The sequence below is a fragment of the Phreatobacter sp. genome (assembly GCF_030691135.1).
GTDB lineage: Bacteria > Pseudomonadota > Alphaproteobacteria > Rhizobiales > Phreatobacteraceae > Phreatobacter.
This window is the reverse complement of record NZ_JAUYFA010000005.1, coordinates 13601-24869: the sequence shown is the minus strand read 5'-3', so window position 1 is coordinate 24869 and position 11269 is coordinate 13601. Positions and strand designations below refer to the sequence as shown.

Genomic DNA, 11269 nt, shown 5'->3' with positions numbered 1-11269 from the left:
ACGAGCGGTTCGGCAGGGTGGCGGAAAAGGTCGCAGGACCTCGACCCCGGACAGGCAGCGCCGGCTGCACCGTGTACGGCTCAGCCGGTGCCTGACCGTCTTGTCGCAACCTCCGCCCGCCAGAGATGCGTGACCGGCTGCAACGGCACGCCGCGGCTGGCCTTCTCGGCCGGGGGAAGGACATCCTCCGAGGGCCAGAGACCAGTCTCCAGTCCGGCGGCATAGCCCTCGGGGAGCCGCGCGGCGCGCATCGCCGCTGCGGCGCCCGCCTGATCATAGGACAGAGGGCGGATGTCCACGCGCAGTCCGTCCGGCTCCAGCGTCAGAACGGAAAACCAGACGCGCGGGGTGCCGTCATGGGCCGGCATGCCGATGGCTCCGGCATTGAGCCAGAGGCCGGCCCCGACTTCGCGGACGAAAGGGATGCCGCAATGGCCGGCAATGACGCCGTCGCAGCCGGTATCGGCGATCTCGTCCGCCAGCACCGCGTCGTCCGTCGAAGCGAACAGGAAGCGGCTGATGTCCGAGGCGCCGCCGTGGATCACCGCGAGCCGACGCCCATCCGGCAAGCCGATGGTGATCCGCTGCGGACAGGCAGCCATGAACTGCTGGTGGGCAGACGAGATCTGTCCGGCCGCATAGGCATACCAGGCGCTCGACAGGCGGTCGCATTCCGTCCCCTCGTCGAAGCCGCACCCGCAATCGGCACTGCCGGCCGCAAGGTTCTGCTCGCAATTGCCCATCAGCACATGCATGCCGCTGGCCATCGCCAGGTCACAGCAGGCGGCGGGATCGGCGCCATAGGCGACGATGTCGCCGGTGCAGACGATCCTGTCGCCGGAAATGCCGAGGCGGGCGGCTTCGGCGAGCAGAGCCTGCATCGCCTGGAGGTTGGAATAGGGCCCGCCGAAGACGAGGAGCGGGGCGGTCGGCAAAAGGGCGAGGCTGTCAGGGGCGATCATCAGAATTCCGATCTGCCGCGACAACCGAACGGAGGCAGTCATCGCGGTTCTCTCCTGCCGATCCGGTGTGATCAGGGTGACGACCCCGTTCGGCTCGCGGTGTTTTCGTCCTGCGGGGTCGGAACGTTACGCAGGCGCGGCCCGGTGGCCGCGCGCGTTTCGGTCGGCGCCCCCGCTTGACTTCGCCCTGCCCCTCTTTGTAAGTAACCAGTGAGTGAATTACGGCTCCACCAGAGGGCCGCCGGGAGAGAAGCTCATGGTCCGGGTGACGACGGGATCGGGGGCGCGATGAGCGCACCTTTCATCCGCCTCGACGACCTCCGCGCCTTTGTGCGCTGGACGCCGTTCGTCCGGCCGTTCCGCTTCGGCGCCGTGACGGTGGAGGGAGCCTACCAGGCCTTCGTCACCGTGGACCTGGAGGTCGAGGGCCATGGCCGGGCCACCGGCATGACGGCCGAGCTCATGCCGCCGAAATGGTTCGACAAGCGGCCCGAGCGCATGACCGACCAGACGGTTCGCGACCTCGCGGCGAGCCTCGCCCATGCGGTCGACCAGGCGGGCAGCCTCCGCGGCCGCGATACAGCCTTCGGCCTCCATGGCGACCTCCACGGGCGGCAGCTCGCCTGGGCCCGCGAGGCGGACGTCACGCCGCTCTCCGCCGCATTCGGCGTCGCGCAGATCGACAAGGCCGTGCTGGACGGCCTGTCGAAGGCCATGGGCCGGAGCTTCGTCACCGTGCTGGCGGGCAACGGTGTGGGGCTCGACGCACGGCTGACGCCGGATCTCGACCAGGCCGCGATCGACGCGCGGCTGGCGGCGCTTTCGCCCGGCCGCAGCATCGCCTTGCGCCACACGGTCGGTCTGATGGACCGGATCGAGGGGGCCGATAGCCTCGCCGGTGAACTCGATGCCGCAGCCCTCCGCTACTTCAAGATCAAGCTCGGCGGCGACCCGCAGGCCGACTGCCGGCGGCTCGTCGAGATCGCGGCGCTGCTGGACCGGCGTTGCGCGGACTATCGCGTGACCGTCGACGCCAACGAGCAATATGCGCCCGGCGATCTCCTCGCCCTTCTCGAGATGGTGGATGCCGAGCCCCGTCTCGGCACCCTGAATTCCCGCCTTCTCTTCATCGAGCAGCCCTATGACCGGCGGGTCACCTTCGAGAATGCGCTCGACCCCTTGGTCGCTGCCCGCGGCGTCATCATCGACGAGGCCGACGACAGCTACGACGCCTTCCCGCGCGCGCGGGCGCTCGGCTACCGCGGCGTGTCGTCGAAATGCTGCAAGGGCTTCTACAAGGCGCTGCTCAATGCCGCGCGCGTCGCGGTCTGGAACGGCGAGGCGGTTGAGCCCCGCTACCTCGTCTCCGCGGAGGATCTGACCTGCCAGCCGGGGCTCGCCGTGCAGCAGGACACGGCTTTCGTCGCCGCCCTCGGCCTGACCCACGTCGAGCGCAACGGCCATCATTATGTCGATGGTTTCGGACCGGCGCCCGAGGCGGAGGCGGATGGTTTCCTCGCGGCCCATCCCGGCCTCTATGCCCGCACCGACCGCGTGCGTCTCGCCGTCGGCAGCGGCAACCTCAACCTCGCCGGCCTCGACGGACCGGGCTTCGCCTCGGGCGCCGTGCCGGACCTTTCGTCTCTCCTGCCTCTTTCGATGCTCTCCCCAGAAGGACAACCCGCATGACCAGGACCCTCGGTGTCGTGATGCACGGCGTGACCGGCCGCATGGGCACCAACCAGCACCTCGTGCGCTCCGTCGCCGCCATCCGCGCCCAGGGCGGCGTGCTGATGTCGGATGGCAGCCGCGTCCAGCTCGACCCGATCCTCATCGGGCGGAACGCCGACAAGGTGGCGCAACTCGCCAAGGCCAACGGCGTCGAGCGCTGGTCGACCGATCTCGATGCGGCGATCGCCGATCCGCAGAACCAGATCTTCTTCGACGCGGCGACGACGCAGATGCGCCCGACCCTGCTGGAACAGGCGATCCATGCCGGCAAGCACATCTATTGCGAGAAGCCGATCTCGACCAACCTGCCGGAGGCCCTCAGGATCGTGCGGCTCGCCCGCGACAAGGGCGTCAAGAACGGCACGGTGCAGGACAAGCTGTTCCTGCCGGGCCTCATGAAGCTGAAGTCGCTGCGCGACAGCGGCTTCTTCGGCAAGATGCTCTCGGTCCGAGGCGAGTTCGGCTACTGGGTCTTCGAGGGCGACTGGCAGGCGGCCCAGCGGCCCTCGTGGAACTACCGCAGCGAGGACGGCGGCGGCATGATCCTCGATATGGTCTGCCACTGGCGCTATGTGCTGGACAACCTCTTCGGCGAGGTGAAATCCGTCTCCTGCCTCGGCGCCACCCACATTCCCGAGCGTTGGGACGAGAACGGCAAGCCCTACAAGGCGACAGCCGACGACTCGGCCTATGCGACCTTCGAGCTCGACGGCGGCGTCATCGCCCATATGAACATGAGCTGGGTGACGCGCGTCTATCGCGACGACCTCGTCACCTTCAATGTCGACGGGACGCTCGGCTCGGCCGTCGCCGGCCTCCATGACTGCGTGATCCAGCCGCGCAACGCGACGCCGCGCCCGGTGTGGAATCCGGATCAGAAACAGACCATCGACTTCCGCTCGACCTGGCAGAAGATGCCGGACAACCAGGTCTACGACAACGGCTTCAAGACCCAGTGGGAGATGTTCATCCGCCACGTGGTGGAGGACGCACCCTATTCCTACACGCTGATGGAAGGCGCCAAGGGCGTGCAACTGGTCGAATGCGCGCTGCAGAGCTCGAAGGAGCGTCGCTGGATCGACGTTCCGAAACTGACGGTTTGAGGAGGGAGGCGACCATGCTCGACAAGCCGAAGACAGCCGCCGCGGTGCGCTTGCCGACCGTCGATCGCGGGATCGAGACCTATCGGCTCTCGGTGCCGAGGAACTTCCCCGACAAGATCACCCGGCCGCTGAACCGCGTGGCGCTGGCGGCGACCCACATGGTCGCCGATCCACTCGCCGACAATGATCCCTGGCTGACCAACGCCATCGACTGGGACCGCACCATCGCCTACCGCGACTATCTCTGGGGCCTCGGCCTCGGCGTCGCCGAAGCCATGGACACCGCCCAGCGCGGCATGGGTCTCGACTGGGCCGGAGCGCTCGACCTGATCGGGCGTTCGGTGCGGCAGGCCAAGGCGACGCCGGGGGCGGTGGTGTTTTCGGGGGCGGGGACCGACCATCTCGACCTCGCCGCGGCGCGTTCGGTCGACGACGTCATCCGCGCCTACGAGACCCAGTTCGAGGCCATCGAGGCGCTCGGCGGGAGGATCATCCTCATGGCCTCGCGGGCGCTCGCGCGCGTCGCGAAGAGCCCCGACGATTACGGTCGCGTCTATGACCGAATCCTGTCGCAGTCGGCACAGCCGGTGATCATCCACTGGCTCGGCGACATGTTCGATCCCGCCCTGTCCGGCTATTGGGGTACGCCCGATCTCGACGCCGCCATGGACACCGCGGTGGACGTGATCAACCGCAACGCCGCCAAGGTGGACGGCGTCAAGATCTCCCTCCTCGACAAGGACAAGGAGGTCGCAATGCGGCGGCGCCTGGCGCCCGGCATCAAGATGTATACCGGCGACGACTTCAACTATGCGGAGCTGATCGCCGGCGACGAGAAGGGCTTCTCCCACGCCCTGCTCGGCATCTTCGACGCCATCGCCCCCGCCGCGGCGGGGGCGCTCTCGGCGCTGGCGGACGGCGACACCGCCACCTTCCACGAAATTTTCGCACCGACGGTTCCGCTGTCGCGGCACATCTTCAAGGCGCCGACGCGGTTCTACAAGACCGGCGTCGTCTTCGTCGCCTATCTCAACGGCCACCAGGACCATTTCACCATGGTCGGCGGCCAGGAGAGCACGCGTTCGACGCAGCACCTCGCCGAGCTGTTCCGCCTCGCCGACCAGGCCGGGATATTCCGCGACCCCGACATGGCCGCGGCGCGGATGGCCGCGGTGATGGCGACGCGCGGCGTGGCGTGAGGGCCGTTTCGAGACGAGGCGCCGCCCGTCTCGCCGTCATGCCCGGCCTTGGGCCGGGCATCCACGAATTCCTTTGGCGCCGTGTTCAAGTCATGGATGCCCGGGACGAGCCCGGGCATGACGCGATGAGGAACACGGCCTGACCCGCGGACGCTCCCATGCGCGACTTTTCCACCGACCATTCGCTCCTCTCCATCAATACAGCCACGGTGAGGAAGCAGGGCGACCTCCTCGCCATCATCGCGGCCTGCGCCCGCCATGGCATCCAGGCAATCGCGCCCTGGCGCGACCAGGTGGCGACCGTGGGTCTCGACGCCGCGGTCAAGGCGGTAAAGGCCCATGGCCTGAAGCTGTCCGGTTATTGCCGTGGCGGCATGTTCCCGGCCGATGCGGCACGGCGGCAGGAGGCGCGCGACGACAACCGCCGTGCCGTCGACGAGGCCGCCGCGCTGGGCGCCGTCTGCCTGGTGCTGGTGGTGGGCGGCCTGCCGCAGTTTTCGCGACCGGGCTCGGGGGTCTCGCACGATCTCGGTGCGGCGCGCCGCCAGGTCGAGGACGGCATCGGCGAGTTGCTCGAATACGCGAGGCCCGCTGGCATGCCGCTCGCCATCGAGCCGCTGCATCCGATGTATGCCGCCGACCGGGCCTGCGTGAACACGCTCGAACAGGCCCTCGACATCTGCGACCGGCTCGACCCGGGAAAGACCGGTGCACTCGGCGTGGCGGCGGACGTCTATCACATCTGGTGGGACCCCAATCTCTTCCGGGATATCCGCCGGGCAGGGCGGGAGCGGCTCCTCGCCTACCATGTCTGCGACTGGCTGGTGCCGACCCGCGACCTCCTCACTGATCGCGGCATGATGGGTGACGGGGTGATAGAACTGAAGAAGATCCGGGCGGCGGTCGACGCCGAGGGTTTTTCCGGTTTCTCCGAGGTCGAGATCTTCTCCGAGCTCGACTGGTGGCAGCGTCCGATGGACGAGGTGCTGCAGACCTGCATCGCGCGGCACCGAAGCGTGGTGTGAAGGCGGCCCCTAAGCCCTGACGCCCCTGAGCACGAAATCCACCACATGTGCCCGCCGAGCGGCGATGGAGACGGGATCCTCCATGTCGGCGTCGAAGATCACCGACAAGGTGTAGATGTTGGAGAAGAAAAAATAGCAGATGCCGATGATCGTCACCCAGAGGTGGCGGGCATCGAGGCCGCCCCGGATCGAGCCGTCGGCAGTACCACGGGCGATGATGCGGCCGATGGCATCGATCACCGGCGAGTTCATCGTGTTCACCTGCGCGGATTTCTTCAGCACCTTGGCGCGCTGGCGGTTCTCGGTGGCCAGCAGGTTGATGAAGGTGCGGTCGCGGACGAAACTGTCGAAGGTGAATTCCGTGAACCGGGTCAGGGCCTCGAGCGGCGCGAGCTGCTCGAGCTCCAGCTTCTGCTCGGCCGAACGTGCCCGGTCATAGGCGGCTTCGAGAACCGCGAGGTAAAGCTGCTCCTTCGACGAAAAATAGTGGTAGATCATGCGCTTGTTGATGCGCGCACGGTCTGCGATATCGTCGGTCTTGGCCCCCTCGTAGCCCTTGTTGGCGAATTCGCGGGTGGCGACGTTGAGGATGCGCGCACGCGTTCCGGCGCTGTCGCGCTTGCGAACCAGCTTCGCCGGTTCGGTCGTGTCGTCCGTCACGCTCTTGCCGTCGGGCATCCGCTGGTCCTTGCCCGATTCGCCTGAAGTCCGACACTGGCACGCCGCGCCAGCCCCGTCATAGCGCAGCGTCCAGGGCCTCCAGCAGGCCGCGGACATAGCCTGCCGCCCGCGCTGCGCAGGCGGGTCCATCGGGCTCGTAGATGAAGGGCTCGATGGCGATGTCGCCGCCATAGCCGGTGTCCCGCAGCGTCCTGAGCACGCCGGCGAAACGGTCTTCGCCGTCGCCCGGACCGCGGCGATTGGCATCGTTGAGCTGCACATGGCCGATCAGTCCGGTCGGCACCCAGCGGCGGATGAGATCGGCGACCGGCTCCGCCTCGTGTGCGGAGGCCGCCGAGGTGTCGATCATGGTGCGCAGGGCGGGATGGCCGATGGCCGCGACCATGCGGGCGGCCTCGGCGACGGTCTGGATGAAGACATTGTCCGGAGGGGCGAGCGGCTCGAGGCAATAGGTCAGTCCGCGCGCTTCCGCCGCCGGCGCGATGTCGGCGAGGAGATCGCGCGCCCGCGCCCAGGCATCGTCCTGGGACTGGTCCGCCGTCGGGCGGCGCTGGGCCGGCGAGCCGTGGACCATGACAAGGGCGCCGAGCCCCGCCGCGAGATCGAGGAGGCCGAGGATGACGTCGCGGGTCCGGTTGCGCACGGCAGCCTCGGGGCTGGTGATCGAAAGGCCCTCCGGCGTCACCAGCAGCCAGTGCAGGCTGGTGACGGCGAGGCCGTGGTCCTCCACCGTCCGGCGCATCGCGTTCACCTCGCCGGCCGCCAGCCGATGGGGGGCTTCCGACAGAGTGAAGGGCGCGATCTCCAGCCCGTCATAGCCGACAGCCTTCGCAAAGGCGCATTGGCGGACGAGATCAAAGGGCCGGAGCACTTCGTTGCAGAGGGATAGACGCATGAGGGGCGGAACTCCGGCGGCATGGATGCCCGGCATCAGGGCCGTGCGTCCGTCGAGGCTCGCCAAAGCCTCTAGGAACGCGAACGCGTTCGCACTTTAGCTAGGCGCTCGCTCCTGATGATGACGATGGAGGTGGTGTGCATCCCGCCTCCTGCTGCGCGCGACACCCTTTTGGTCGCACGCGGTGCCGCGGGCGGATCGCCATCCTCCCCCTTCCTGGGGTGCGAGGGAAAGCGATCCGAAGGACACCCGCCGCTGATGCAGGGCGATGGTGTAGCCCCGTCTCACTGGATGCGGATATCCGCCGCACGGATGACGTCGCCCCACTTCTTCACATCGGCGGCATGGACGGCACGCAGGGCCTCGGGCGTGCGCTGCGCCTCCGCGGGAGCCTCGGCCCCGAGCTGGAGGAAACGCGCCTTGGCAGTCGGGTCATCGATGGCCTTGCGGAGGGCGGCGTTGAGCGCCGCAATCACCGGAGCAGGCGTTCCCTTCGGCGCGAAGACAGCGTTCCAGGCGACCATGTCGATACCGGCCATGCCGGCCTCGGTCGCTGTCGGGACGTTGGGAAGGACCGGCGATCGGGTCGGCGCAAGCATGGCCAGCGGCGTGATCGTGCCGCCCTGGACCTGGCTCATCAGGCTCGTCACCTGATCGCAGATATAGCCAACATTGCCAGCGACGAGGTCCTGGATAGCCGGTCCTGTGCCGCGATAGGGCACGAGGGTCGGTGTGACGCCGAGGCGCTGGTTGAGCAATGTGCAGGCAAGATGCGAGGTCGACCCCACCCCGGCATTGCCATTGTTGACGGTGGTCGCATTGGCCTTCAGGTGGGCGGAAAACTCGGCGAGCGTCGTCACCGGCAGCTTCTTGGCCGCGACCAGCATCATGGGGGCTGAGGCGGCGATGCCGACGGGTTCGAAATCGGTCAGCGGATTGAAGGCGAGGTTGGGATAGAGCGCCGGCGAGAAGCTCATGGTGCTCATCGGCCCCATGAGGATGGTGTGGCCGTCGGGGTCGGCCCGGGCCACGCGGGCGGCGCCGGTCGTGCCGGCGGCGCCTGCGACGTTTTCCACCACGACCTGCTGGCCGAGCGTCTGCGACATGCGCTCCGCGACGAGCCGCGCCACGATATCGGTCGGGCCGCCGGGGGCGAAGGGCACCACCATGATGACGGGGCGCGAGGGATAGGTCTGGGCGGCTGCCGGGGCCGCCGCGACACTTGCGAGAAGGGCGGCGAGCGCCAGCCTTTTGGTGATCACGTTCTTCCTCCCAATGCCGGATGCGTCCAGCGCATCTCTTGCAACGGACGATAGCCAGAGGCTCAGCCAGCGTCAATCAAGTATGTAACCAGTGGGTGACTAAGCGTCGCGCTTCGTTCCCCCTGCCGTGACAGGTTGGAGTGGGTCGATCACGGTACCGTTTGGCGGCGCCGGCTGCCGGTGGGGGCGCCGTGCCGCGGCCGGAACAGCCGCCGCTTTCCGACCTCCGGGAGGCCGCCGCGCGATGCGCGGCCGTTAGCACGGCATTTACCAGGCGGGCCTAGGTTCCGTTGGGGAATGCAAGGGGCGGCCACGTGACACTGCGGACCAAATTTGCGGCGTTTTTCGGCTTGCCGCTGGCGCTCATCATGCTGGCCATCTCGGCCTGGTTCGTGCTGACCGGGTTGTCGATGGGGCGGGATTCGCGCCATCTCCTGGAAACCGGCGGGCGCATCGCTCCCATGCAAAACCTGGACGTCGCTGTCCGCAAGGCTCTGATCATCGGCAGGGCCACCTCGGAAGACAACGAGAGCCGCCTGCCCGCGGTGGTCCAGTCCATCCTCGCGCCGGTTCGTCCCGCCATGGCGGCCTTGGGGACCCATGTGTCGGCGGCGCAGGCGAGCGAAATCCAGACGACCATCGCCGCGCTCGAGGAGCCGTTGCGCGATTCGATCCTCGCCCGCACGCGCATCGACGACGTGAAATTCCTCGCGCCCAGCACGCTGGTCGGCTTCGGCGCGACGATCGGTTCGATCCGCATGGTGCTTCAGGGGATCGAGGATGGGTCCGGCAAGGACCTGGCGCAGCAGATCGAGGCGGCCGAGGGCGCCATCAGCGAGGCCTTCGCCCGGCTGGTCTTCAGCTTGCGGCTGGAAGACGTCGAACCAGCACGCGCGGCGATCAATCGGCTCAGCACCCTCCTCGATGGCGCGTCGCGGGTTCTCCGCCAGGCGAATGTCGCCAATCACCGGCAGATCTCCCGTGCAGCGGAAAGCGGACGCTTCCGGACGGCGCAGCTGGTGATGCAGTTGCACGGGGCCATCGAGCGGAGCAGTGCGGCGAACCGACGTTTCCAGGATACGGAACAGCGGATCGAAACGATCCTCGGCACCATGAGCACGGAGAATGTCGCGACCCTCCGCACCCTGGCGGATGCGCTGGTGACGCGGGTCAATTCCGACCTGCAGGTCACCTTGTCTGCCGTTCTGCTCTTCCTCATCGTCCTGGCCGGCTCGGCCTTCGGCATCAACCGGCTTCTGACACGTCCGGTGGCCGGGCTCAGCCATGCCATGGCCGAGATCGCCAGTGGTCGGGCCGACACACGGATCGACGGCGCCGAGAGGCGCGACGAGATCGGCGCCGTCGCACGGTCGGTGGAGCAATTCCGCAGTGTCCTGATCGAACGCCAGCAGGCGGTCGCCGAGGCCTCGGCCGATGCGGAGCGCAAGGCCGAGCGCCAGCGCGACCTCGAACGGGAGATCGAGCGTTTTCGGACCGGTGTCATTGCCGCGCTGTCGGAAGTCGACACATGCATGAGCGAGTTCGGCGTGATGGGGACCACCCTCGCCGAGGACGCGCGTCGGGCGAACAGCCAGGCTGCTTCCGCGCTCGAGGGCGCCGGCTCCGCCGCCGATCAGGTGCGGTCGGTGGCACGCTCGTCCGGAGAACTGTCGCACGCGATCAGGCGCGTCTCGGCCGAGGTGACCCAGTCGCGCACGATCGTTTCCGATGTCGCGGAGAAGGCCGAGAGGGCCGGTCGCCAGGTCAACGAACTCGAAGCCTCGGCGCGCGCCATCGGCGGCGCGGTCGAGTTGATCGAGGGCCTGGCTTCGCAGACCAATCTCCTCGCTCTCAACGCCACGATCGAGGCGGCCCGCGCCGGCGAGGCAGGCCGCGGCTTTGCCGTCGTCGCAGCCGAGGTGAAGGCGCTCGCCGGGCAGACCGCGCGCGCGACCGAGATCATCCGCGACCAGATCAACACCATCCAGGGCTCCACCGCCGCGACCGTGAACGCCATGTCGGAGATCGGTCGGGTGATCGAAGTGGTCCGCGACGGGACCGTGTCGATGGCCGGCGCGATCGAACAGCAGATCGCCGGCACGGGGGAGATCAACGTCAGCGTCACTCTGGCGGCAGAGAGTTCCGCCCGGAGCGTCGCGGCCACCGAAGAACTGCGCGCGATCGTCGGAGAATCGGGACAAACGTCGAAGGCGGTCGTCGGCAATGTCGACCGGGTCAGGCAGACGCTCAGCGCCGTGCAGGGCACGGTTGATTCGTTCATCGCGAAAGTGGCCTGACATCGCGAGGGCGACCGCGGCCGCTTCGGCGGTTCAGCATGACGCTCGCGGCGCTCGGCGGGGCGACGAGCCGCCTGGTGCGCCGAAAACGCCCGCGTTTGAAGCCCCCGTACT

General features: G+C 68.0%; 9 protein-coding genes. 5 read left to right on the top strand and 4 right to left on the bottom strand.

What is annotated here, in order from left to right:
- Window positions 1-80 precede the first annotated feature (80 nt).
- Window positions 81-1004: a metallophosphoesterase gene (locus Q8O26_RS00615; RefSeq protein WP_305572452.1), complete on the bottom strand. Its 924-nt coding sequence runs from the start codon at window positions 1002-1004 to the stop codon at window positions 81-83.
- A 246-nt stretch (window positions 1005-1250) separates the two neighbouring features.
- Here Q8O26_RS00615 and Q8O26_RS00610 point away from each other — a divergent pair, with 246 nt between their 5' ends.
- From Q8O26_RS00610 to Q8O26_RS00595, 4 genes are all read left to right on the top strand, one after another.
- Window positions 1251-2651 carry an enolase gene (locus Q8O26_RS00610; RefSeq protein WP_305572450.1) on the top strand — a complete coding sequence of 467 codons (1401 nt, stop codon included), beginning with the start codon at window positions 1251-1253 and terminating at the stop codon, window positions 2649-2651.
- Complete coding sequence (locus tag Q8O26_RS00605; protein ID WP_305572448.1) at window positions 2648-3796, top strand: Gfo/Idh/MocA family protein; 1149 nt, start codon at window positions 2648-2650, stop codon at window positions 3794-3796. The genes Q8O26_RS00610 and Q8O26_RS00605 overlap by 4 nt, the downstream gene beginning before the upstream one ends.
- Before the next feature lie 14 nt (window positions 3797-3810).
- Window positions 3811-4995 (top strand): dihydrodipicolinate synthase family protein, encoded by a 1185-nt coding sequence (locus Q8O26_RS00600; protein WP_305572446.1) that lies wholly within the window; start codon window positions 3811-3813, stop codon window positions 4993-4995.
- 158 nt (window positions 4996-5153) lie between these two features.
- Window positions 5154-6020: a sugar phosphate isomerase/epimerase gene (locus Q8O26_RS00595; RefSeq protein WP_305572444.1), complete on the top strand. Its 867-nt coding sequence runs from the start codon at window positions 5154-5156 to the stop codon at window positions 6018-6020.
- 9 nt (window positions 6021-6029) lie between these two features.
- Here the strand turns inward: Q8O26_RS00595 and Q8O26_RS00590 are convergent, their stop codons facing one another.
- From Q8O26_RS00590 to Q8O26_RS00580, 3 genes are all read right to left on the bottom strand, one after another.
- On the bottom strand, window positions 6030-6698 hold the full coding sequence (locus tag Q8O26_RS00590) for a TetR/AcrR family transcriptional regulator (RefSeq protein WP_305572443.1): 669 nt from the start codon (window positions 6696-6698) through the stop codon (window positions 6030-6032).
- Window positions 6699-6756: 58 nt separating this feature from the next.
- A complete protein-coding gene (locus Q8O26_RS00585; protein WP_305572441.1) occupies window positions 6757-7596 on the bottom strand; it encodes a sugar phosphate isomerase/epimerase in 840 nt (279 codons plus the stop codon).
- 284 nt (window positions 7597-7880) lie between these two features.
- On the bottom strand, window positions 7881-8858 hold the full coding sequence (locus Q8O26_RS00580) for a tripartite tricarboxylate transporter substrate-binding protein (RefSeq protein ID WP_305572439.1): 978 nt from the start codon (window positions 8856-8858) through the stop codon (window positions 7881-7883).
- A gap of 314 nt (window positions 8859-9172) precedes the next feature.
- On the opposite strand from Q8O26_RS00580, the gene Q8O26_RS00575 reads away from it, so the two are divergent.
- Entirely contained in the window at window positions 9173-11155 is a 1983-nt protein-coding gene (locus Q8O26_RS00575) for a methyl-accepting chemotaxis protein (protein WP_305572437.1), read from the top strand.
- Window positions 11156-11269 lie beyond the last annotated feature (114 nt).